The organism is Gemmata palustris, from assembly GCF_017939745.1.
Lineage (GTDB): Bacteria > Planctomycetota > Planctomycetia > Gemmatales > Gemmataceae > Gemmata > Gemmata palustris.
This window is the reverse complement of the sequence record NZ_JAGKQQ010000001.1, coordinates 3,839,441-3,862,049: the sequence shown is the minus strand read 5'-3', so window position 1 is coordinate 3,862,049 and position 22,609 is coordinate 3,839,441. Positions and strand designations below refer to the sequence as shown.

Genomic DNA, 22,609 nt, shown 5'->3' with positions numbered 1-22,609 from the left:
TACCTCCGGAGAGGATGTGAAGTCTTGTCCGTGTAACGAACAGGATTGAGATAATCGGGCTGGGGCGAGCTGGTGGGTGAGGAGGGCTGAGGGAAGAAGGTAACCGGTTCGTCGACGCGAGTCTAGTGCCTGCAGATTAAATTCTGCTCATTACCAAGCCCCATTCGACTGTGAGTTGCCGTGTATCGGTCCGGATTCGACCCGGATAGCTTTTGCTGTGTTTGGAACTGCACTTCGTGCCGCGAACTCCGCGGACGCCCACTGCGCGAAGTGGATCACGACGCGCGGGTGAATACAGGTGCCACCGCTTTTCCCGCTCTTCATCTCGATCAGCGAATCGGCGGGAATTTCCGCCGATTGGACCAGAGCTTGAACGAACTCTTTTGTTCCCCCGAGCCGGAAGTAATCAGCCCACTTCTTCTTCGCCGCCTTGCACAATGCCGTCGCGTCCACGTACTTGTCGCTCGCGCGCGCCCGGATGCTCGTGCTGCCGATGACTTTGACCAGTTCGTTCGCCATTACTGCGTCCTGTGTGGGTGCGATCAGAAGTGGCAGCAGGACTAGCGGCGGAATGCCGGTGAAGTGCTGCGCGCCAACTGTCAGGGTCGCCCCAGCGATTTCGCGACGCGCGAGCCGGGCTCGCCCCACTACATCATGAGCACCGAACGAGGGCCACCTGCCGTGCCGAACCGATCGATCATCGCAGCCCAAACCTTTCCATTGCGCTGCCCGCCCACATCTGACGCGGCCTTACTCGCCGCCGTCATCGCTGGCGCAGACGAAGTCGTGTTCGAGGAACTCGTGAACCGGCACGGGCCGATGGTCCTGCGCGTCTGCCGGCGCACCCTCGGGCACCACCAGGACGCCGAAGACGCCTTCCAGGCCACGTTCATCGTGCTCCTGCGCCGGGCCGCGCGGATCGGAAAGCCGGGGGCACTCGGGAGTTGGCTCCACGGGGTCGCGGTCCGCGTGTCCCGGGAACTGTTGGACCTGCGCCGGCGGCGCGCGACCTTCTCCTGGGACGAGGAGCCGGTTGGCCCTGACGTTCCCTGTCCCGTCGAGCGCGACGAGCGCGCGGCCGTTTTACACGTGGAACTCGCGACCCTCCCGCCCCATTATCGGGCGCCCGTGGTACTGTGCGAACTCCAGGGGCGCTCGCGGCGCGAGGCCGCGGTCGAGTTGGGGATCCGCGAGGGTACTCTGTCCAGCCGGTTGGCAAAAGCCAAACGGATCCTGGCTGAGCGCCTCGTGGGTAAAGTGCCGGCGGGCGCGGTACTCGGTTTGATGCTCGGGGAACGCGCGGGCGCCCTTCCGGTACCCCTCGCGCGTCGCACGCTGCGGTTATTGGTCGGGGCCGCGCGCGGTGAACCCGCGGTGCCGGCCGGGGTCCACATCATCGCCAATGGAGTTGCTACAGCCATGCGCACCAGTAATCTTCGCCGGATCGTCGTTGCGGCCGCCCTGCTCGTCGCCGGGTTCAGTGGATTGGCGTCGGCGTGGCCCGCCCCGCGTCCCGCGCCTTCAGCTCCTGTTACTGCGGCCGCCCCGGTCCCGCCCCAACCGAAGCCCGAAAACCGGATCTGGGTGCGGTACCCGAAGACCGGCAAAGTGGTGGCCCTCACGACGGCGGGGCGAACCGTCCGGGAACTGGCCCTCAAGGACGAGCCGTTCGTTCTGCACGTGTCCCCGGGCACCGACCGACTCTTGTTCGCGGGGCGGGAGGGCCGGTCCCTGGTACCGACGCCCGACGGCCGGTGGCCCGAAGGAAAATTGACCCTGCACGCCCGGCCCATCGACGAGAACGGGGACGGGAAGGATCTGGGGGTCGAGGTGAACGCGTCCTCCGTCCTTTCGCCGGCGGGGGACACACTCGGGTCCGTGGTCATGAAGCAAGTCGCGCAGGTTCCTCCGGCACCGGCCCCCGTGCCGTTCGTGTTCGAGAACACGTTGATCGACGTGGCGACCAAGAGGGCCACCAAGCTCGACGTACCGGAGCCCCACCAACTGATCGACATCGCCCGGGACGGAACCTGGGTGCTGACCTACGAATACAACTTGCCGGATGCGGAGAAGGGGACGCCGCCGTATCGGCTTCACAAGGTTCCCGTGGGCGGGGGTAAGCCGCGGCTCCTGAGCGGCACGCTCTCGGCCGTGTACGGGAGCCGGATCTCGCCGGACGGTACCCGGGTTCTGACCTTCGCGGAGGACCTGAAGGGCAAAGACCGAGTGAACTGGGAGATCTCGGTGTACGTGATCGATGTGGGCACGGGAAAGGCGGCCCGGATCGGGGGCGAGAAAAATCAGCTCTGGTCCTACGGGGTGTGGTCCCCGGACGGGAAGCGGGTTGCCTACGCGTGGCGGGAGCGGGGAACGAACAACAACGCGAACGGAAGCGCGCCGACGCGCCTGGTGGTGTGCGACGCGGATGGAAAGAACGCGGCGACGGTCCTGACGACCGATGACGATTTCGTTCCTGTCGCGTGGTGGTAGGGCTATGCCCGCTGAATCCGGACGAGACCGTTCGCCCGGACGACCCAGATCCGCGCCGCTTTTTGAAGGTACTGCGCCTCGCGCCCCTCGTAGCGCGGGAACTCGACTTGCTTACTGAAGAGCCCGTCCTTGATTGGCTCCGGTATCCACGGGTCGTCCAGTACCGTCGCCTGATATAGCGCCCGTTTCCTCCTTCCCGGGTAGTGGCTTGAACGGTGTCATGGTCCTACTCTGACCGGATGAGCAAATCGGCTACCGCCCTGGCCCCGATCCCGCCGTGCCCCCGGTGCTCGGGAACGCACGTGGTCCGGAACGGGGCCAACGCTTCTGGCACTCCGGTGTTCCGCTGCCAGGCGTGCCGCCGGCGGTTCGTGGCCGCTCCCAAGAAGGGTCCGGTCGGCGCGTCCGACCAGGCCCTGGTGCTCCGGTTGCTGGGCGAGCGGGTCGGGATCCGAGCCATCGCCCGGATCACCGGCCGGTCCCGGTCTTGGATCCAAGGGTTCGTCAACGCCGTGTACCGGGACGACACCCCGCGCGACCCGGGACCGCCCCCAAAAAGTCCGGTCCGGTCGTGATCGAGGCCGATGAGTTGTGGAGTTTCGTAGGGCCTAAGGATCAGGTGCGGTGGGTTTGGGTGGCCCTGGACGAGGGCACCCGTCGGGTTCTGGCGATGGTCGTCGGGGATCGGTCCGCCGCAACCGCCCAGCGCCTCTGGGGCGCGTTGCCCCGTGGGTACCGGACCGGGGTCACCGTGTACACCGACGTCCTCGCCTCGTACCGCCAAGCGATCCCACGCGCCCGGCACCGGGCCGTGGGCAAGGACACGGGCCTCGCCGCCCATGTCGAGCGCTTCGGGCTCACCCTCCGCCAGCGATGCGCCCGGTTCGTGCGAAAGACCCTCTCGTTCTCCAAGTGCGAGATGATTCCTCTCGGGGCACTTTGGTACTTTATCCGGCTCTATAACCTGTGCCATCAGTAAAGCCACTACCCGAATTCGTACTGGTGCCACTCCGCGAACACGCGCGAACCCGGCCCGCTATTCACGACCGAGGCTGGGGGCTACATCTTCAAATCCAACTTCGTTCGGTGCGAGTGGAAGCCGCCGCTCGTGAAAGCGGGGGTGCGGTACCGGAGCTTCCACGTGATCCGCCACACCGTCGCGTCTGCTGGCCGCCGGCGTGGATCCCGCAGAAGTGGCCCGACGGCTCGGGGACAAGATCGAAACCATCATGCGCACCTACGCCCACTGGATCAACACCCAGGGGCGGGACACCGCGAGCAAGTTGAACGCGATCTACGGAGAAAACGGACCGGTGAAGCCCGCCGCCCCAAGAGCCATTAAGGGGTCGGATGTCCATTCTAATGGATGCGGCAAAGCATCAAAACGCTTGAAATCCTTGAGTACCCTCGGCGCGAATCGAACGCGCGACCCCCGGTTTAGGAAACCAGTGCGGCGGATCAGAATTCGCTGACAATTCCAGCGTTTCTGCGGCATTCACTCAATCCGGAGCAGCACCGGGAGCAGCAACCGACCCGGACCTCGCGCTCGTCGCCACGGCATGGCCCGCTCTGCCGGACCCCATCCGCCGCGCCATTCTCGCTCTCGTCGCCACGACCGAATCACCGAAAGCACCGCGGTAACGTCCGCCGAGCGGGGCAGTGGCGCGGAACGTAGTACACACCGGGAGCAAAAATGGGCTGGGAGGTGCGACACGGCGGGCGCCGGTACCTGTACCGCAACCGCCGCGTCAAAGGGAAGCCGGTCAAGGAGTACCTTGGAGCTGATGACCGGTTCGGAACGGGCGTATTACTCGCACACCAACTGGAACGGCTCCAAAAGCACGCCGCGAAACTGCGCGGGCTTTCCCGGGAGGCCGGTGCCGCGTTCCGGGATCGAATCGACGGTCTGCTCGACGCAACCGAGGCCACCAACGCCGACATCCGCACACTGGCAGACGGAACTCTTTATGCGCTGGGGTATCACAAGCACAATCGAGGGGAATGGCGGATGAGGCGCGAACTGATGCACCTGAAGAACGCGATCGAGAAGTTGAAGGAAAATACCGCGGAGCCGAAGCCGCTCGTCCGGTACGAGGCGCCCGCCAGCGACACCGAAGCGGTCGAGTTGTTCGCGCGGGCTCGGGCCGGGGACGCCGAGGCCAAGAAGCGCGTCGGCGCCCTGCTCCGCGAGCGCCAGTGGGTGGACTCGTTTGGAAACCTCGGGCGCCAAGCGACCCGGCAACTGATCCGCCGGGCCTCGGGCGGAGATCCCGTGTGGGAGGCCGGGATCATCGAGAAGGTCAGTGCCATGCGTGCCGAGTTGTTGGGCACGACCCCGACCGTGTTGGAGGAGCTGTTGGTGCGCCGCGTGATCAACGGGTGGATCGCGACGCACACGCTGGAACTGGAACTCACGGTTCGCCCGCCGGTGAATGCGAAGGAGTGCGAGTACCTGGACCGCGCCCTGGGCCGCGCACAGAAGCGGTTCGCCGAGGCCGTGCGCGAGTTGGCCCGGGTCCGTCGGCTCCGCGCCCCGGCGATCCTCGCGCAACTGAACGTCGCCACGACCCAAACTGTGGTGAATCACGCGCCGGATGCGCGGGTGAGTGATCCGCGCTCGATTCTCGGGCTTTCGACAAGGTAACGGAGTGCGTTTGGGCCTTTCGGAAGCAAAGACGACGCACACAATCGCACATCCCGTGTAATCGACGGAACCTGCATGCTGAATTAGACTTGGTGGCGGCATGGGGCGATGAATTGGTACTCAGCCCGCAATTGATTTCGGAGAATCCGAGCACGAGCGGAGGGACGGGCGATGGGCGGAACGTTCAGCGGGTGCCGCGGGTCGAAGAAGCGCGTGGTCGAGTCCTGCGACGCGCTCGACACTGCCAATCTCAAGCGCTGGGGAATGCTGATTCCGGGAACGGACCGAGCTGGCGTTCTGGACTGGCGTCACGGCGGTGAGAAGAAGCCGTCATCAACACTCGCTTACACGCTCGCGGTCGGAACAGACAACGGAGTGCTCCGGTTGGTGTACCGGATCGGCCAGCCCGCGGAGTCCCTCGATTACGCGATCCAGTTGGTGACGACACGCTGCCACCTGGGTGGACTGCGCTGGTGGTTCATCTGCCCGCTGGTGCGGGACCGTGTGGCCTGCGAGCGCCGCGTCCGGAAACTGTACCGGTGCGGCAAATACTTCGGGTGTCGGCACTGCCACAACTTGGCGTACCGGAGCACTCAGGAGAGCGACAGCCGGGTGTACGCGGCCCTGCGGCGCGGGGCGCATCTCCACGAGTTCGGGGACATTCGCGGAATGTCGGTCTCGCAACTCGGACTTGCGCTCAAAGTACTCACGGCTGGGCAAAAGCGCTTCGACCGCCTCATTGCTCGGGGGCCGAAGAGTTGAATGTTGGGTCCACAATCGTGTTCCCGTTTCTCGGGGAAGAACTCATGACTACGCTCGCGAAGATCGAAGCAAATCAGCGGAACGCTCAGTTGTCCACCGGGCCGCGCACGCTCGAAGGCAAGTCCATCGTTGCCCGAAATGCGACCAAGCATGGCATTTTCGCGGCAGTGCCTGTACTCCCGGGCGAGAGCACGGACGAATGGGAAGCCCATCGTACCGGCGTGGTTGAATCGCTCGCCCCAATCGGGCTCCTGGAACTGAACCTCGCAGAACGGGCCGCGCTGCTCCTGTGGCGCTTGCAACGCTTGGCTCGGTACGAGACCGAAGTGGTGGCCGCAGCGATGGAAGACGTCGAGGTGCCTGCATTCCTCGCGTCCCAGGATCCTGTTTCCGCGCAACGTGAGGAACAACTCCGAGCTATCCGCGACGAGTTACGGAGAGCGCACCAAGAGCTGGTCGAGACGATCGCGGCGCGGGACTACCTCTTGTCGGAACCAGTCACCGATGCGCCCTTCTCGATCGCCGAGAGCGTCCTGGAGGCGGCGTGCGGACGCGCCGAGGCCGCGGACGATCTGCGCACCGATCCGCCCACGTTCGGCAGCAAGGCATTTATGCGGGAGCTCGGGCTGACTGGCACGGATCCACAAAGCACGGCCTGGACGCCCGAGGTAATCCAGCGTGGACTGACCTTTTACTGCCGTTTCACCGGCGAACCGGTAGAGCCGTTCGCCGAGCGCATGCGCGCGGACATGGAATCGCGGGCCGAGGAACTGGCGCGCCGGGTCCGGCGACTGGACCGGGAAGCAACCGCGGTCGCCCGACTCTTGGACGGGCGCACTGATCGAAACCGGTCTGCGTGTATGCTTCCCACCGACGGACGCGACGAGCGCATCTCCAAGTACGAGCGCCACGTGCACGGCCTGCTCACGTCCACACTCCACGAACTGGAGCGGCTTCAGGCTCGACGAGAGGGCGATCCGGTTCCCCCGCCGGTCGTGACAGATATGAATGTCGTCGTTGATTCTGGAAGGGGATGAACGCAGCGTGGGTTTGTTTTGGTGAACCGCTCTCGTAACGGGCCGGAGCAGGCAGACGTCGAAAACAGCAAGTCTTCGTTTTCGGCGCGGCCGGAGGGCTGGGAGCTACCGCGCCACGGAGGTGTCCAGCACCTCGCGCACGCGGGTCGCGAGGTCGCGGGTGCTGAACGGTTTTCGAATGAAGGTGACTTCACCTGACTGAACGCCGTGCCGGAAGACCTGGTCCTCGGTGCAACCGGACATGAACAACACGCTCACCTCGGGGCGCACTGCCGTTATGCGATCGGATACCGTCCGCCGCTCATCACGGGCATAATTGCGTCGGTCAGCAGCATGTCGATTGCCCCGGGTTCGCGCGCACAAAGCAACAGGGCCTCTTCACCGTCCGCTGCTTCGAGAACTCGGTATCCCGACTGCCAGAGTAACTCGCGGGTCATGCGACGGACGCCGTCGTCGTCGTCCACGAGCAGGATCGTTTCGGAACCGCCTTGCGACTCGGCCCGTAATGGAGTGGCTTCTCCGATCGGGCCAGTCGCGACACGTGGAAGATACACTTTGAATGTCGATCTGCGCCCGAGTTCGCTATCAATGAAGATGTGACCGTGGGCCTGCTTGACGATCCCGTAAGCCGTCGCCAGTCCCAGCCCGGTCCCCTTGCCGACTTCCTTGGTGGTAAAGAACGGCTCGAAAACGCGCGTGCGCGTGACCGCGTCCATCCCGTACCCGGTATCGGAAACGGTCAGGGCGACATAATCTCAGGGCTGGAGCTCGGGGACGCCGGCCTCGAACTCATCACCGATTCGGAAGTCCGCCGTTTCGATTGTCAAAGCGCCTCCGCCGGGCATGGCGTCGCGCGCGTTCACGACCAGATTCATAGTGACCTGTTCCAGTTGCCCGCGGTCCACCAATACGCCCCCAGATCCGCTTGGAGTTGAGTGCGGAGCGTGATGTCCGGTCCGATCAACCGCCGGAGCATTACGACCCCGCTCAAGTCGTTTACTGCCGGAATCAGGATTTCCTTGCGGGCGAAACTGAGAAGCTGACGGTGAGGCCCGCGGCCCGGTCCCCGGCCCGTTTCATTTCTACAACCATATCGCGAACCGGGCGCCCAACAGGGGGGTGTTCCAGGACGAGTTCGCCGAAGCCTATGACGGTGGTCATCATGTCGTTTACGTCGTGCGCCAAACCACCGGCTAATCGACCGACCGCTTCCATTTTCTGAGTGTGGCGCACGTCCTCGCTGGCTTTTCGGGCTGCCTCTGCGGCGCGCAACTGTTCGGTGAGGTCTCGGAACACCAGTACTACGCCTTTGACATGCAGTGCCACGCGGATCGGGGTCGCACTATCGCCGACCGGGATCTCGGACCCGTCCCGTGCGGTCAGTATTGCTTACTCGGGCAAGAAGACGATCCGGTCCTCATCTAGTCATGAACGGTCGTGCTCAAATGGGTTATGGCCATCCGGCTGGAGGAACCGATTCGTGTGAGGTCAAAAAACTGTAGCACGGGATTGCCCCCGTCGGTTCCGAAGGTTGTGTCCGAAATTAACAAATCCTCATTAATTCGTGATGTAACACGATATTTGGTGCCGGAGCTGAATACCTCCTCCGGCCTCTGTTTGTTGGCAAAACGACACCCGTGAAGCGGCGAGGGCCTTGGCGAATTTGGCGTGAACGCGGTCTATTCCCGCTTCAGACTGTATGTGAGTATGATGATATACTAAACTGCCCAGACGACGTATTTCAGTCCGAATGACGAGTTTTCAGCGGGCACCTCAGATCTGTACTTTCCGCGAAGTTATAGGCGGTTGGCGTAAGTTGTGGGGTCGGGAGTAGACGAGTGCCGGCCCGTCCGGGAGGATGGCGTTACCACACGACCTCCCGACCCGAACGGACGCGGCCATGCCATCTTCGCATACTCCGGCCCCTCGGTGCCACTGGTTTTCAACCCTGGCCAAGGCTCTGGACCCGCGGTCCGGGCGGCGGCTCGCGGTCCTGTTCCTCGGGATCATCCTGACCCGCGGGCGCCGCCCTCGCGGGTTGGATCCGGGCCGCCGGGCTGTCGCCCCAGTACCGCCGGTGCTACGCCACGGCCGCGGCCGTGGGGCCCGCACCGAGCGTATCGCCATGCGGTTGTTGGTCGAGGTTCTCAAGCCCATGGTGGCCGGTGCGCTCGGGTGGTGCTGGCCCTCGACGACACCCCGACGGAGCGGTACGGGCCCAAGGTTCGAGGGGCCGGGGCGCACCACAACCCGACACCCGGGCCGGCCGGGGGCCCGTTCGTGTACGGGCACGTGTGGGTGGTCCTCGGGTTGTTGGTGGGACACCCCCTCGGGGGATTGTGGCCCTCCCCTGTTGGCCCGCCTGTACATCCGCCGCAAAGATCTCAGGGCCATCCCGGGCCGGACCGGCCCGAGTTCGCAACCAAGTTGGTGATGGCCGTGGACCTGGTCCGGTGGGCCCACGGGTGGCTGAAGACGTGGGGCCGGGCCGTGTGGGTGGTGGCCGACGGGGCGTGCCAAGGCCCCGGTGCTCAAGGCCCTACTCGCGCCCGGGTGACCATGGTGAGCCGGCTCCGCAAGGACGCGGCCCTGTGGACGGTGCCCCGGCCCGCGATCCGAGCGCCCGCGGGCGGCCCCGCGTGTACGGGGAGCAGCGGGTGTCGCTCGCCAAGCGGGCCGGGCACAAGGGCGGGTGGACCACGGGCACGTTCACCCTGTATGGGAAGCCCGTGGAGAAGCGGTACAAGACGTTCGAGGCCACGTGGCGGCCGGCCGGGGGGCACGATCCGGGTCGTCCTGGTGGACGAACCCAAGGGGTGGGTCGCGTTCTTCTGCACGGACCCCACGGCCTCCGTGGCCGACATCCTGGGCCTGATCGCGGACCGGTTCTCGTTGGAAACCTGTTTTCGAGATCTCAAACAGGTCGCGGGCGCCGGTCACCAGCAGGTACGCGGGGTCGCGTCGAACGTGGGATGCTTCCACCTGTGTGCGTGGTCCCTCACGCTCACCGAGGTGTGGGCCTGGAACCAGAAGGCGGATGAACTGGTGGCCCATCGGGCGGCCTCCCCGTGGGACGATCCGAACCGGCCCGAGCCACGCGGACAAGCGCCGGGCCTGGCAACGGGAGCTGCTGGCCGAGGAAATTCAGGCCGTTGTGGGCGAGCACCACGACCCCGCGAGAATCCGCGCCCCTCGCGCCGGTGCCTGGATCTGGCTGCTTAAACGCTATAAGTTCGCGGAAAGTACAGTCAGATCTCGACATCGCGTGCAGCGACGCCATAAGCGGTCGCCCGCGACCTCCGACTCACTCCGGCACCGACTCGGTCCATCCTATGTTCGAATTTTTGGGTTTGTTGTTCGATGCGTCCGGGTTCCCACCCCGGTGGCGGTGCGGGGCTTGGACCCCGGCCCACGGGTGGCTCCACGTGCTCTCCGATCTAGGGGTCTGGTCCGCTTACATGGCAATACCTGCGGTGCTAGGGTACTTCGTTGCTCGCAAGAAAAATGTGCCATTTCGCCGCATCTTCTTGTTGTTCACGGCCTTCATTCTGGTCTGCGGAACCACACACTTGATGGAGGCCGTCATTTTCTGGTGGCCCGCGTACCGGCTCGCGGGGCTTCTCAAGTTCGTCACCGCCGTCATCTCGTGGGTAACGGTCTTGGCCCTCGTTAAGGGCACCCCGCAAATGCTGGCGATGCCGACCCCGGAAGAACTGGAACGCGAGGTCGCGGCCCGACGCGCGGCCGAAGCGGCGCTGGTCCGCGCCAACGCCGCGTTGGAAGGGCGGGTACGGGACCGAACCGAAGAACTGACCTGTGTGAACGCGGCCCTGCGCGCCGAGCGCGAGCGGTTCCGCACCACGCTGTCGAGCATCGGGGACGCGGTCATCGCCACGGACACCGCCGGGCGGATAACGTTTCTCAACCCGGTCGCCGAAGCCCTGACCGGGTGGTCGGCCGAAGGCGCCGCGGGTGCGGACCTCCGGTCCGTGTTCCACATCGTTAACGAGACGACGCGCTCCGAGGTCGAGAACCCGGCCGTTCGGGCGTTGCGGGACGGGGTGCTCGTGGGGCTGGCGAACCACACGGTGCTGATCGCCAGGGACGGCCGCGAACTTCCGATCGACGACTGCGCGGCGCCGATCCGTGACGAGGAGGGTCGGGTGGCCGGGGCGGTCCTGGTGTTCCGGGACATCACCGAGCGGCAGCGCGCCGAGGCCCAGATGCGGGACAGTGAGGAGCGGTACCGGCACCTGTTCGAGGCCAACCCGCACCCCATGTGGGTGTTCGACCGGGAGACCCTGCGGTTCCTCGCGGTGAACGATGCGGCGGTCGCCAAGTACGGTTACGACCGCGACGAGTTCCTGGGCCTCACGATCAAGGACATTCGACCCCGTGAGGACGTTCCGGCGCTCCTCGCCAGTTTGGCCGCCGACACCAGCGGGCTGGACGAGGCCGGGGTGTGGCGCCACCGCCTGCGGCACGGGCGGGTGATACGGGTGCGGATCGTGAGCCACACGCTGACGTTCGCCGGGCGCCCGGCCGAGGTCGTGCTGGCCCAGGACGTGACCGACCAGTTGCGAGCCGAGGAGGAGCTGCGGGCGAGCGAGGAGCGGTTCCGGGCGTTCATGGATCACAGCCCGGCCGCGGCCTGGGTCACGGACCGGGAAGGGCACATGGTGTACCTGAGTGCGTCCTACCAGCGCACCTTCCGGCTCCCGCCGGGCGAGATCGTCGGCCGCCTGGTCTGGGACCTGTACCCCCCGGACGTGGCCGCAGTGTACCTCCGGAACATCCTCACCGTCGCCGACTCCGGAACGGTCCTGACCGTGACCGAGCCGGGCGTGCGTGCGGACGGCAGTGCGGGCGAGTTCTTGGTGTACAAGTTCCCGCTCCCGGGACCGGACGGAAGCCGCCAGGTGGGCGGGGTCGCCGTCGACGTGACCGAGCACAGGGCGGCCTCGGCCGCCCTCCGGGCGAGCGAGGAGCGGCTCGTGTTGGCCCTGTCGGCCGGGGGCATGGGGACGTTCGACTGGGACGTGGCGAGCGGTCAGGTGATCTGGTCCCGGTCCCACTACGAACTGTTCGGGTACGCCCCGGACGATTCGTTTACGGTCGAACTCCGGCACTTCAAGGACCGCATTCACCCGGACGATCTGCCGGGTGTAGAGGAGGCGCTCCGCCAAACCATGTCCGCCGGGACGGGATATTCTCACGAACACCGGGTCCGCCGGCCCGACGGCACCGAGCGGTGGGTGGCGGCGACCGGGCGGTTCCGTTACGACCCCGCGGGCCGGGCCGTCCGAATGGTCGGGGTCGTACAGGACATTAGTTCCCGGAAGCGGGCCGAGACCGAGCGCGCCGAACTACTCGCCCGTCTGAACCTGCAGATCGAGCGCCTGCCCCTGGCCTACTTGTTGAGCGGACCGGACTTCCGGTACACCCGCTGGAACCCCGCCGCCGAACGGATCTTCGGGTTCGCGCAGTCCGAGGTGCTCGGGCGACACCCGTTCGAGGCGATCGTCCCCGAGTCGTCCCGGTCCCTTGTGGCCGACGTGTTCGCGCGGTTGGCGGGCGGGGACATGAACGCCAACGGGTCGTGCGAAAACGTCACCGGGGACGGTCGGACAATCGTGTGCGAGTGGCATAACACGCCGCTCTTCGCCCCGGACGGCGCGTTCCAGGGCATCCTCTCACTCGCTCAGGACGTGACCGCCCGACAACGCGCCGAGCTGGAACTGCGGCTGCGGGACCGGGCGATCCGGGCAGTCCGCCAGGGCATCGTGATCACCGACGCCGCCCGCGCGGACAACCCAATCATCTACACGAGCCCGGGTTTCGAGTGGCTCACCGGGTACGCCGGGACCGAGGTGGCCGGGCGGAACTGCCGGTTCCTCCAAGGGCCGGGCACCGACCAGGAGGCGCTGATTCTGCTCCGCGAGGCGGTCCGGGACGCGCGCCCGTGCGACGTGGAACTGCTCAATTACCGTAAGGACGGAACCCCGTTCTGGAACCACCTCCAGCTCTCCCCGGTGCGGGACGACGCGGGGCGACTCACCCACTACATCGGGGTCCAGGCCGACGTGAGCGGGCGACGCAAGCTGGAAGATCAGGTCCGTCAGGCGCACAAATTAGAGGCGGTCGGGCAGTTGGCGGGCGGTGTGGCGCACGACTTCAACAACTTGCTCACCGTGGTCAACGGGTGCGGCGAGCTCCTGTTGCTGGAACTGGCGGCCGATGCCCCGACCCGGCCCCTGGTCGAAGACATCGTTCGAGCCGGCGCGCGGGGCGCGTCCCTGACCCGACAGTTGCTCGCGTTCGGTCGCCAGCAAATGCTCCGGGTTGAGGTGTTCGATCTGAACCAGGTGCTCCAAGACACGGCCAAACTGCTCACTCGTCTGCTGGGGGAAGATATCGCCCTGAGGACCGTTCTCGGCCCGGAATCGGGGCTCGTAAAGGGCGACGTGGGACAGGTCGAGCAGGTGGTGATCAACCTGGCAGTGAACGGGCGAGACGCGATGCCGCGAGGCGGAACCCTCGTCATCGAAACGGCCCCAGCGGACGTAACCGACGCGACCCTTCCCGACTCCCCCGACGCCCGCCCTGGGCGGTACGTGCGACTGTCCGTCACCGACACGGGCACGGGCATGGGGCCGGACGTCCAGGCCCGGCTGTTCGAGCCGTTCTTCACCACGAAGGACATCGGCAAGGGAACCGGGCTGGGACTGGCTATGGTGTACGGTATTGTCAGCCAGTCGGGCGGGTTCCTGACGGTACTGAGCGAGATCGGTCGGGGCACGACGATCGCAGTTTACCTCCCCCGGTACGAGGACAAACCGTCCGAGGAACCGAAATCCGCTCTGCGCCCGGCCCCGCGGCCGACCGGAAGCGAGACCATCTTGGTGGTCGAGGACGACGAGGCCGTGCGGGCACTCACGACCACCGTCCTGGTGAGACAGGGGTACCGGGTCGAAGCGGCCGAATCTGGGACCGCCGCCCTGGCGACGTGCGCCCGACTACCGGTCCCACCCGACCTGGTGCTGACCGACGTCGTTATGCCGGGAATGAGCGGGCGGGAGTTGGCCGAAGTGTTGACGGTTCAATTCCCAAGGATCAAAGTCGTCTTCCTGTCCGGGTACACGGCAGACGCGGTCCTGCGGCACGGGGTCGAGGAGAAGCAGGTGGCGTTCCTTCAAAAACCGTACACACCGGATGCCCTGGCCCGTTTCGTTCGCGGTGTACTGGACAGGAAATCCGGCGACTCGGTGTGAAACTCGTGTCTCGGTAGCACTGGATCGCTCGTGCGGTAGTCCCGCAGCACTCACCTTGTTGACGTAATGGGAATTTGCGTCCTGAAGTACTGGAAGTAAACAGAGAGAGCGGCACTGTTAGAGCCGCTCCCCCTCGCTCGCGTCATCCCCAGAAGTACCCGTCTTTTGTTGACTTCTCAGAACTCGGTGAACCCCCGTTGTCGTTGTTGCCGAGCCGGTCGAGCTCGTGGGCGTGCCCGTTGGAGCGGCCGTTCTTCCATTCGCGAGCGGCCGCGGGTCGAGGTTAAGTCGCCGGGGCCTGCTTCGGGCGTAGGGTCGCGCGTCTGTCGTGGCTGAGCTTGATCGGATTGCACCGGCGAGCAGCTGGTGCTGCGGTTGGAAGGCGGCCGTGCCGGGACGGGTGGTGCGCGGGAGGCTAACCGATTTGGCCAGTTGCTCCGGACTTGCCTGCGGCAGTAGGAAAACTCTGATGAACGACTGGCGCTCAAGATGCACCGGTCCTCCCAAAGCCTACCAGCGCGATGTCGTCCTGCTGGCTGCGGCCAGCGGCGAACTGTTTCACGACCTTGACTACTTGCTCTCCCAAAGCTTTGGGAGAGTACGCGCCCCCACGCACCGCGGCATACACTCCTTTCATCTGCAACTGAAGATCCTGAACATCCGTGGCCTCTGTGACGCCGTCCGTGAACGCCAGAATGCTGTCGCCCGGCTCCAGGTGAACCTGACATGACGTGTACTCGAAGCCGTCGAGGACACCGAGAGGTAAGCCAGCCACCTCGGTACTGATTGCTTCTCCCGCAGTGCGCGTGCCCCGGTGGTAGATCAGGGGTGATGGGTGGCCGGCGTTGACCAGCGTCACGGTATGTCGAACGGGGTCGAGGACGGCCGCGACCAGGGTCACGAACCGGTCCGCGAGTCCGGACTTGATCATGAGGGCGTTCAGTTTGGTGATCGCGGCCGCGGGGTCGGGCTCCGTTAACATGCAGAACCGCGCGTCGGCGCTGAGCTTGGCCATCAGAAGGGCCGCAACCACCCCCTTGCCGGCGACGTCACCCAATAAGACGGCCACGCGCTGGCCGGTCAGTGGGATGAAGTCATAGTAGTCACCGCCGACCTCGTAGGCCGACTCGTAATGGGCGAAGAACTCGTACCCTGAAACGTCGGGCAAGAACAGCGGCAGGAAGTCGCGCTGTACCTCGCGGGCCAATTCCAGATCGAGCTTCAGCCGCTCGCGCGCCAACTCTAAATCGCGGCTGTATTCTTCGAGTTCGAGTTGGAGCCGGCGGAGCTTGAGATGGGTCTCGACGCGGGCGTGCAGCTCCTCCATCTGGAACGGCTTGGTCAGGTAGTCCACCCCGCCGACCGCGAACGCCTTCACCTTGTCCACCGACTCGGCCAGGGCGCTCAGGAAGATGACCGGGACGCCCTTGAGCTTGTCGTCGGCCTTGAGGTGCGCGCACCTCGTACCCGCTCATCTCGGGCATGTTGATGTCCAGCAGGATCAGGTCCGGGGCTCGCGCCGGGCCGCCAGCAGCGCCAGCTTGCCGCTCGGGACCGGGCGCACCTTGTACCCCCGGTCCTTGAGCATCCCAGCCAGAACCTGCAGGTTCGCCAGCGTGTCGTCCACTACCAAAATACTGGCCGGATATTTTATGCCGCTGTCGGGCTTCACGGGAGTCATGGGAGCTTAGATCCTTGATGAGTCGGGCAGATCGAGTATGGAGTTGGAACATCACCGCTTCTGTTACCTGTTGAAGCGCGCGGTTCGCTTCTGCCTTCGCCTCGGCAATACGTCCTTCAGCATTGAACGGACCAAGCTGACCGAGATCGCAGCGGCCAACTTTCATCGCTTGTCGAGCACCTTGCGGACCTTTTTGCCAGCGTCAACGGGGTGTACGGCTTTTGAAGAAAGGCGACTTCCGCACGGAGGACGCCGTGTTGGATGACGGTGTCGTCGGTGTAGCCACTCAGATACAGCACCTTAAGTTCGGGATACCGAAGGCTCAGTGTCGCGCTCAGCTCTCGACCGCTCATGCCCGACATGTCCACATCCGTCACGAGCAGTTCGATGCACCCCTGGTGTCTCTCGCTGAGCAGTAAGCCCTTTTTCCACTCTCCGCCTGCAGCACGCGGTAACCCTGGGATTCCAGCGCGAGCACGGCAATGGCGCGCACGGCGTCCTCGTCCTCAACCACGAGAACCGTTTCGGTCCCGCCCGGGACGTCTGATGCGCGTCGATCGTAGGGAAGGGGGAACAGTGGCTCGTCAACGGCCGGGAGGTGGATTTTGAAGGTCGTGCCGCGGCCCGGTTCGGTGTCGAGAACGATGCCGCCCCGCTCTGCTGTACGATCCCGTGAACGGTCGCCAGCCCCAGCCCGGTACCCTTCCCCGGCCCCTTAGTGGTGTAAAACGGCTCGAAAACGTGTGGCTTGACGTCGGGCGTCATACCGGTCCCAGTGTCGCGGACCGAACACACCACGTACCGGCCCGGTTTACAATTGTGGCACTGGGCGTCGTCGTCGACTTGGACGTTTGACGTCTCGATGGTGAGCTTCCCGCCTTGGGGCATCGCGTCCCGGGCGTTCACGGCCAGATTCATAAGCACCTGGCCGATCTGGCCGGGATCGGCTTTGATCCGACTCACGTTCGGGTCGAGAACAGTCGTGAGCCAAATATCTTCTCCGATCACCCGCCGCAATAATTTCTCCGTGTCTGCTACAACCTCATTGAGATCCATCACCTTTGGCTCCAGGATCGCCTGGCGACTGAACGAGAGCAACTGGCGTGTCAGCGCCGCGGCTCGCTCACCGGCGTCACTGATCGCTTTGACGGCGTCCCACTTGGGATCGTTCGGGGAGCGTGCCGAGGAGCAGTTCGCTGTAACCGGAAATCACCGTCAAGAGGTTGTTGAAGTCGTGCGCCACCCCGCCCGCGAGTTGGCCGACCGCGTCCATCTTCTGCGCTTGGTGGAACTGCTGCTCTAGGAGCTTCAGCGGGGAGACGTCGGTGAGCACCCCGACGAAGTGCGCGACCCGGCCGTCGGCGCCGGGAATGGGCGAGACCGACAGCCCGTTCCAGAACGTCGTGCCGTCCTTGCGGTAGTTCAGCAACTCCACCAGACAGGGGTGGCTTTCGCGAACCGCGGACCGGACACGCTCGGTCGCTTGCGGGTCCGTCTTCGGCCCCTGGAGGAACCGGCAGTTCCGCCCGATCACGTCCTCGCGGGCGTAACCGGTGAGCGCAGGAAGCTGTCGTTGACGTAGATGATCGGGTTGTCGGGTCGGGTCGGGTCCGTAATGCACAACCCCTGGATCAACGACTCGATGGCCCGGTCGCGCAACTGCAGCACCTGCTCGGCCTGCTTTCGCGCGCTGATGTCCCGGGTGACGTAGGCGAAGCCGATGTGCCGCCCCATGGAGTCGTGGACGTTGGTAATGGTGGCTCGCGCCCAGAACGGCGACCCGCACTTCTTCACCCGCAGGCCCTCTTCCTCGAAGTGCCCGCCCTCCAACGCGATCCGCAACCCCGCTCCGGCTTGCCCGCCGCCGCGTCCTCGGCGGTGTAGAAGCACGCGAAGTGCCGGCCGATGATTTCGGCGGCCGTATACCCTTTGCTCTTCGGGCGCCGGGGTTCCAGGTGGAGACGTTCCCGTCCGGGTCGAGCATGAAGTTGTCGTAATCCTGATACGCTTCGAGTTCGAGTTGGAGCCGGCGGAGCTTGAGATGGGTCTCGACGCGGGCGTGCAGCTCCTCCATCTGGAACGGCTTGGTCAGGTAGTCCACCCCGCCGACCGCGAACGCCTTCACCTTGTCCACCGACTCGGCCAGGGCGCTCAGGAAGACCGGGACGCCCTTGAGCTTGTCGTCGGCCTTGAGGTGCGCACACCTCGTACCCGCTCATCTCGGGCATGTTGATGTCCAGCAGGATCAGGTCCGGGGCTCGCGCCGGGCCGCCAGCAGCGCCAGCTTGCCGCTCGGGACCGGGCGCACCTTGTACCCCCGGTCCTTGAGCATCCCAGCCAGAACCTGCAGGTTCGCCAGCGTGTCGTCCACTACCAAAATACTGGCCGGGCGTCCGGTGCCGCCGTCGGGCTTCACGGGTTTCAAGCGAGCACCTCTTTGGTACGGAACAGGTCGAGCAGGGTCGGGTACTGGAACCCTTCGGCGAGGCGGCGCAGCCCCCGGGCCGTGCGGGGGTCGCGGACTTCAACCTCTTGAATCCGTGCCAGCAACTCGTCCAGATCGGCCGTGATGACGGCCTCGCGCATCGCGTTGATCAGGTCTTGCGACCAGCCGGCCAGCGACTCGGGCGTGAGTTCGGTCGTTTCTTCGGGGACCGCGGCGGGCGGATCGGCGTAAACGTACTCGACGCCGACGTGGTCGTGAATCATCTGGAACAGCTCGGTGTCCCGGAACGGCTTCCCGATGAAATCGTCGGCGCCGATGTCCATCAGCTCGTGTCGGTTCTCGTCCATCGCGCTGGCCGTCACCGCGATGATCTTGGGCGCGCCGCCGCCGGCCAGCGCCCGGATCCGGCCGATCGCCTCCCGGCCGTCCATCACCGGCATGCGGAAGTCCATCAGGATCAGTTGCGGGTGCCACGCCTCGAACTCCCGCACCGCCTCGGCCCCGTCGGTCGCCAGCCGGATCTCGAAGCCGACGAGACCCAGGAGTTGCGACAGCAGTTGGCGGTTGTCTTCGATGTCGTCGGCGATCAGCACCCGGCACGTCTGTCCGGGCTGCAGCCTCAGAACGTGCCGCGGTTCGTCCTTCACCTCCACCCCGTGAGCGTCCCCTTCTTTCAGCGGCAGTTGGATCACGAACACGCTGCCCTTGCCGACCTGACTGGTGAGCGTGATGGTCCCGCCCATCAGGTGAACGAACTCGCGGCTGATGGCCAACCCCAGCCCGGTCCCGGTGCCCGCTTCTTGTCCGGTCTTGGTCTGCTCGAAGTGCCGGAACAGTTTCTCCTGTTCGTCGGACGAAATGCCCGGACCGGTGTCCCGGACCTCGACGCGAAGTACGGGTTCCGGCTCGCTCTCGCGGTCCGCGCGCACGCACAGGACGATGCCGCCCCGCTCGGTGAACTTGACGGCGTTGCCGACGACGTTGATGAACACTTGGCGCAGCCGGTTGATGTCGGTCACGAAGTACTGCGGCACCTCGCCGATCACCTCCACCGAGAACGTCAGGTTCTTCTCGTCGGTGCGCCCGCGGAACATCATCTCCACGTCCTTCAGCAGGAGGCGCAGGTCGAACGTGGACGGGTTCATGGTCGTCCGGCCGGCTTCGATCTTGGACATTTCCAGGATGTCGTTGATGAGCGCGAGCAGGTGCTCGCCGCTGCGGTTGATGGTCCCCAGGTACTGGCACTGCCGGGGGGTCAGGTCGTGGTCGCGGAGCATCAACTGCGAGAACCCGAGGATGGCGTTCATCGGGGTGCGGATTTCGTGCGACATGTTGGCGAGGAAGGCGCTCTTGGCGTGGTTGGCCTGCTGGAGCGACTGCTCGTAGCGCTTGCGCTCGGTCATGTCGCGGGCGGCGGCGAACACGCCCTGGAGCTTCCGCTCGCGGTCGTAGAAGGTGGACGCGTTGTAGGACACGACGGTTTCGCGGCCGTCGCGTGCGCGGGCGGTGAGTTCGTAGTCGGTGAGTTTGCCCTCGCCGAGAACGAGTTTGACGCCGGCCTCGGCGCGCTCCGGGTCGGTGAAATAGCCCTTGAACGGGGCGCCGATCAGTTCGTCCCGCGTACACCCGGTGAGGGCCTCCATCTGCCTGTTGACGTCGGTGATGATGCCGCGCGGGTCGGTCGCGATCAGGGCGTCGATGTTCGACTCGATCAGCGAGCGGGTGTAGAACTGCTGGTCGCGCACCCGCTGGTCGAGGAGCATGCGCTCGGCTTCGATCTGCTGGCGCGCGGTGTTGTCGGTGCCAATAAGCAGGTACCCGATGATCCGCTCCCCGGGGTCGCGCAGGGCGGTGACCGACACGATGGCCGGGAAGCGGCTCCCGTCTTTGCGGATGTAGGTCAGTTCGTAGATGTCCTCGATCCCGCGCGAGGCCTTGAACACCAGCGCCTCGAACCCCGGGGTGATCACGGTCCCGAGTTCGGCGCTCAGGGCTTTGGCGCGCGAGATCACTTCCTGCGGGTCGGAGATGTCGGCAGGCGTGTTCTTGTTCAGCACCTCGGCCGCGGCGTACCCCAGCATCCGCTCCGCGCCGACGTTGAAGATCTGAATGACCCCCCTCTCGTCGGTAGCAATGCTGGAGAAGTTGGCGCTGTTGAAGATCGCGCTCTGGAGCGCGCCGGCCTTGTGCAGCGCTTCTTCCGCCTTCTTGCGCGCCGTCACGTCGTCCATCGCCAGAACGAGGAGTTCGCCGTGGAACCCGGCCTGCAGTTTGCGCGCGTTGAGCAGCATCACCCGGCGGCCGATCACCGGGAACGTGTGATCGAGCTCGAAGTCGTTGAAGACGGAGCTTTTGGGCACAATGTCTTCGAGCAACGTCCGGAGGTCGGGGATGTCCCACTGCCCGTTGCCCAGTTCGTAGATGAGGTGGTTTTCGGTCTCTTCCGGGGTGACCTGGAAGGTCTGGTAGAACGCGCGGTTGGCGGACCGCACGCGCAACGTCGCGTCGAGGATCAACAGTGGGTCGCGCACCGTATCGACGATGTTCATCGCGTAGTTCTGGATGTCTTCGACGCTCGGCTCAGTTTTCATCCGCACGGCCTCTGCAATGTTTCTCGACGTCGAGTTCGTCGGGTCCGCTCGCGAGCGGCTCGTGGATTTGGGTCTGGAGCGCACGACGGACAAATGAACGCGAGAGCTCTCTTCGGGTCGAGCACGCATCTTGGGCCGCTTAAGCGCACGCTCGCTATTAGCACGGGAATCGCAAAACGGTGGAGGATCGCAACAATACGATTCGTCGACAGCAATCCTTTTTCGATCGAACACTTTCCATTGAAAGGCAACTGTGACCTTTTCGCGGAACACAGCGGCGACCAATATCTCGAGAAGTAACTCACCCGGGCTAGCTGCACGAGCGATTGCGTTCATGCTCGAAGGGGCAGGGGCTGGATCGACCACCGAGCTGCCCACATCATCATCGAGCGTCTCCGACTTGATCCTGTCAACTGCCTCAATAGTCTGGAGGCGCTGGCAGGCCAGCCAGGCTTGCAGGCCTAGTTTTTACGTGGATGCTGCGGCCAGCGCCCTCAGCACGGGCATTCGGTTCACCACCCAGTCGATGAGTTGACCGTAGGTGGCCTCGTACTCCGCGAGCGATGCGCCCACCACCGTGATGTGGGAGGAATCGTCGCCCGTTGCGTGCTCCGTCACTTCGACGGCACAATCGTCCGCGACGAACCGGAACACGTCCTTCAAGGCGTCCGGGGATTCTTCGGTGCGGATCGTGACGACCCAGGACAGGTAGCATCGCGTCGGATCGATGTGGGCCAGATCGGGTATCGCGTCGGGTGCGGCGGTGACCTCCAGTACGTCGCCCCGCTTTCCCAGGTTGCGGAGCAGGAGGAGCGGGTCCATCCCGTCCGTCAGGAGCCCCGGGCCGGGCGTCACCGCGACCCGGTACACCCGCAGCCCGGTGGGCGCTGCGATTACGGCGGCGTGTACGACGGCCCGGTGCTCGACCCCGGCCGCCGCGTTCAGCTCTCGGACCATTTCTTCGGGGGCCTCAGCAGCGAGTTGACCCGCGCGCGCCGCGGCAAACATCCCATTCAACCCGTCCACCGCGCGGAGCAGCAGGTCGATCCGATCGCGTGTCGTGGGCAGTTGGCCCTTGCGCAGCCGGTCCAGGAGTTGTTCGAGCGCGTGCGTCAGTCGGGTAATCGCGTCGAACCCGAACACCCCGCTCCCGCCCTTAAGCGAGTGGGCGGCCCGGAACACCGCGTTCAGTAGCTCCAGGTCCGGTGGGCCATCGCCCACCCGCAGCAGTCCGCTCTCGAGGGCGGCGAGGTGCTCGTCCGCCTCGTCCAGAAAGGTATTCAGCAACTCGTCCATTTCGACAGGCATACCGCCCTCGCATTACGGGAGCAGGTCGGAGACGACCTGAATGAGGTGAGCGGCTTTGAACGGTTTGACGATCCACCCGGTCGCCCCGGCCGCTTTCCCCTGCTGCTTCATTTCGGGCTGCGACTCGGTGGTGAGCATCAGGATCGGGGTCTTTTTCAGTTGCGGTTGCGCGCGGGCGGTCTTGACGAACGTGATCCCGTCCATGACCGGCATGTTGACGTCACTGATGATGATGTCCACCCGGGCGCCCTTCAGCTTGTCCAGCGCGTCCTGCCCGTTACACGCCTCGATCACCGTGAACTTGGCGTCGGTTAGGGCCATCACCACCATTTGGCGGAACGTCAGCGAGTCGTCGATAATCAGTGCGGTCTTCGCCACG

21 protein-coding genes and 1 pseudogene are annotated in these 22,609 nt (G+C 65.1%); 8 read left to right on the top strand and 14 right to left on the bottom strand.

Annotated elements, in window-relative coordinates; translation table 11 throughout:
• Window positions 1–150 precede the first annotated feature (150 nt).
• On the bottom strand, window positions 151–519 hold the full coding sequence (locus J8F10_RS15890; protein WP_210655172.1) for a KilA-N domain-containing protein: 369 nt from the start codon (window positions 517–519) through the stop codon (window positions 151–153).
• Between the two features lie 162 nt (window positions 520–681).
• Between J8F10_RS15890 and J8F10_RS15885 the strand changes: the two genes are divergently transcribed.
• From J8F10_RS15885 to J8F10_RS15860, 6 genes are all read left to right on the top strand, one after another.
• Window positions 682–2,490, top strand: coding sequence for a sigma-70 family RNA polymerase sigma factor (locus J8F10_RS15885; RefSeq protein WP_210655170.1), 1,809 nt, complete (start codon window positions 682–684; stop codon window positions 2,488–2,490).
• 239 nt (window positions 2,491–2,729) lie between these two features.
• Entirely contained in the window at window positions 2,730–3,065 is a 336-nt protein-coding gene (locus J8F10_RS15880; RefSeq protein WP_246523381.1) for an IS1/IS1595 family N-terminal zinc-binding domain-containing protein, read from the top strand.
• On the top strand, window positions 3,062–3,469 hold the full coding sequence (locus tag J8F10_RS15875) for an IS1 family transposase (RefSeq protein ID WP_210655166.1): 408 nt from the start codon (window positions 3,062–3,064) through the stop codon (window positions 3,467–3,469). Before J8F10_RS15880 ends, J8F10_RS15875 begins: the two co-directional genes overlap by 4 nt.
• Window positions 3,470–4,183: 714 nt before the next feature.
• Complete coding sequence (locus J8F10_RS15870) at window positions 4,184–5,134, top strand: hypothetical protein (RefSeq protein WP_210655165.1); 951 nt, start codon at window positions 4,184–4,186, stop codon at window positions 5,132–5,134.
• Window positions 5,135–5,305: 171 nt separating this feature from the next.
• Window positions 5,306–5,896 carry a hypothetical protein gene (locus J8F10_RS15865; RefSeq protein ID WP_210655162.1) on the top strand — a complete coding sequence of 197 codons (591 nt, stop codon included), beginning with the start codon at window positions 5,306–5,308 and terminating at the stop codon, window positions 5,894–5,896.
• A 44-nt stretch (window positions 5,897–5,940) separates the two neighbouring features.
• On the top strand, window positions 5,941–6,933 hold the full coding sequence (locus J8F10_RS15860) for a hypothetical protein (protein WP_210655160.1): 993 nt from the start codon (window positions 5,941–5,943) through the stop codon (window positions 6,931–6,933).
• Between the two features lie 105 nt (window positions 6,934–7,038).
• Here the strand turns inward: J8F10_RS15860 and J8F10_RS15855 are convergent, their stop codons facing one another.
• From J8F10_RS15855 to J8F10_RS15845, 3 genes are all read right to left on the bottom strand, one after another.
• Window positions 7,039–7,185: a hypothetical protein gene (locus tag J8F10_RS15855; RefSeq protein ID WP_210655158.1), complete on the bottom strand. Its 147-nt coding sequence runs from the start codon at window positions 7,183–7,185 to the stop codon at window positions 7,039–7,041.
• A 23-nt stretch (window positions 7,186–7,208) separates the two neighbouring features.
• On the bottom strand, window positions 7,209–7,676 hold the full coding sequence (locus J8F10_RS15850) for an ATP-binding protein (protein ID WP_261363197.1): 468 nt from the start codon (window positions 7,674–7,676) through the stop codon (window positions 7,209–7,211).
• Between the two features lie 265 nt (window positions 7,677–7,941).
• Window positions 7,942–8,259 carry a hypothetical protein gene (locus J8F10_RS15845; RefSeq protein WP_210655154.1) on the bottom strand — a complete coding sequence of 106 codons (318 nt, stop codon included), beginning with the start codon at window positions 8,257–8,259 and terminating at the stop codon, window positions 7,942–7,944.
• Between the two features lie 574 nt (window positions 8,260–8,833).
• Here J8F10_RS15845 and J8F10_RS41110 point away from each other — a divergent pair.
• Both J8F10_RS41110 and J8F10_RS15835 read left to right on the top strand, forming a co-directional pair.
• A pseudogene (locus J8F10_RS41110) lies at window positions 8,834–10,155 on the top strand (IS701 family transposase).
• A 110-nt stretch (window positions 10,156–10,265) separates the two neighbouring features.
• Window positions 10,266–14,204 (top strand): PAS domain S-box protein, encoded by a 3,939-nt coding sequence (locus J8F10_RS15835; protein ID WP_449267459.1) that lies wholly within the window; start codon window positions 10,266–10,268, stop codon window positions 14,202–14,204.
• A gap of 484 nt (window positions 14,205–14,688) precedes the next feature.
• On the opposite strand, the gene J8F10_RS15830 is transcribed toward J8F10_RS15835, so the two are convergent.
• The 10 genes from J8F10_RS15830 to J8F10_RS15785 all read right to left on the bottom strand — a co-directional run bounded on the left by J8F10_RS15830 (window position 14,689) and on the right by J8F10_RS15785 (window position 22,608).
• Complete coding sequence (locus tag J8F10_RS15830) at window positions 14,689–15,603, bottom strand: SpoIIE family protein phosphatase (RefSeq protein ID WP_246524301.1); 915 nt, start codon at window positions 15,601–15,603, stop codon at window positions 14,689–14,691.
• Between the two features lie 102 nt (window positions 15,604–15,705).
• Entirely contained in the window at window positions 15,706–15,885 is a 180-nt protein-coding gene (locus tag J8F10_RS15825) for a hypothetical protein (RefSeq protein ID WP_210655147.1), read from the bottom strand.
• Between the two features lie 116 nt (window positions 15,886–16,001).
• Window positions 16,002–16,238 (bottom strand): hypothetical protein, encoded by a 237-nt coding sequence (locus J8F10_RS15820; protein ID WP_246523370.1) that lies wholly within the window; start codon window positions 16,236–16,238, stop codon window positions 16,002–16,004.
• A complete protein-coding gene (locus J8F10_RS15815) occupies window positions 16,186–16,773 on the bottom strand; it encodes an ATP-binding protein (protein WP_246524300.1) in 588 nt (195 codons plus the stop codon). The genes J8F10_RS15820 and J8F10_RS15815 overlap by 53 nt, the downstream gene beginning before the upstream one ends.
• A 244-nt stretch (window positions 16,774–17,017) precedes the next feature.
• Entirely contained in the window at window positions 17,018–17,419 is a 402-nt protein-coding gene (locus tag J8F10_RS15810) for a PAS domain-containing protein (protein ID WP_210655141.1), read from the bottom strand.
• Window positions 17,416–17,727: a PAS domain S-box protein gene (locus tag J8F10_RS15805; protein ID WP_210655139.1), complete on the bottom strand. Its 312-nt coding sequence runs from the start codon at window positions 17,725–17,727 to the stop codon at window positions 17,416–17,418. The genes J8F10_RS15810 and J8F10_RS15805 overlap by 4 nt, the downstream gene beginning before the upstream one ends.
• 403 nt (window positions 17,728–18,130) lie before the next feature.
• Window positions 18,131–18,310, bottom strand: a complete 180-nt coding sequence (locus J8F10_RS15800) for a hypothetical protein (protein WP_210655137.1) — start codon at window positions 18,308–18,310, stop codon at window positions 18,131–18,133.
• Window positions 18,307–20,922 carry a PAS domain S-box protein gene (locus J8F10_RS15795; RefSeq protein WP_210655135.1) on the bottom strand — a complete coding sequence of 872 codons (2,616 nt, stop codon included), beginning with the start codon at window positions 20,920–20,922 and terminating at the stop codon, window positions 18,307–18,309. Before J8F10_RS15795 ends, J8F10_RS15800 begins: the two co-directional genes overlap by 4 nt.
• 468 nt (window positions 20,923–21,390) lie before the next feature.
• Entirely contained in the window at window positions 21,391–22,230 is an 840-nt protein-coding gene (locus J8F10_RS15790) for an Hpt domain-containing protein (RefSeq protein WP_210655133.1), read from the bottom strand.
• Between the two features lie 12 nt (window positions 22,231–22,242).
• Window positions 22,243–22,608 (bottom strand): response regulator, encoded by a 366-nt coding sequence (locus J8F10_RS15785; protein WP_210655130.1) that lies wholly within the window; start codon window positions 22,606–22,608, stop codon window positions 22,243–22,245.
• Window position 22,609: the final 1 nt, after the last annotated feature.

Bases quoted from the DNA above. Each gene is read 5' to 3' on its own strand.
- J8F10_RS15890 (WP_210655172.1), bottom strand. From the start codon at position 519: ATGGCGAACGAACTGGTCAAAGTCATCGGCAGCACGAGCATCCGGGCG.
- J8F10_RS15880 (WP_246523381.1), top strand. From the start codon at position 2,730: ATGAGCAAATCGGCTACCGCCCTGGCCCCGATCCCGCCGTGCCCCCGG.
- J8F10_RS15870 (WP_210655165.1), top strand. From the start codon at position 4,184: ATGGGCTGGGAGGTGCGACACGGCGGGCGCCGGTACCTGTACCGCAAC.
- J8F10_RS15865 (WP_210655162.1), top strand. From the start codon at position 5,306: ATGGGCGGAACGTTCAGCGGGTGCCGCGGGTCGAAGAAGCGCGTGGTC.
- J8F10_RS15860 (WP_210655160.1), top strand. From the start codon at position 5,941: ATGACTACGCTCGCGAAGATCGAAGCAAATCAGCGGAACGCTCAGTTG.
- J8F10_RS15835 (WP_449267459.1), top strand. From the start codon at position 10,266: ATGTTCGAATTTTTGGGTTTGTTGTTCGATGCGTCCGGGTTCCCACCC.
- J8F10_RS15825 (WP_210655147.1), bottom strand. From the start codon at position 15,885: ATGACTCCCGTGAAGCCCGACAGCGGCATAAAATATCCGGCCAGTATT.
- J8F10_RS15820 (WP_246523370.1), bottom strand. From the start codon at position 16,238: ATGAGCGGTCGAGAGCTGAGCGCGACACTGAGCCTTCGGTATCCCGAA.
- J8F10_RS15815 (WP_246524300.1), bottom strand. From the start codon at position 16,773: ATGCCCCAAGGCGGGAAGCTCACCATCGAGACGTCAAACGTCCAAGTC.
- J8F10_RS15795 (WP_210655135.1), bottom strand. From the start codon at position 20,922: ATGAAAACTGAGCCGAGCGTCGAAGACATCCAGAACTACGCGATGAAC.
- J8F10_RS15790 (WP_210655133.1), bottom strand. From the start codon at position 22,230: ATGCCTGTCGAAATGGACGAGTTGCTGAATACCTTTCTGGACGAGGCG.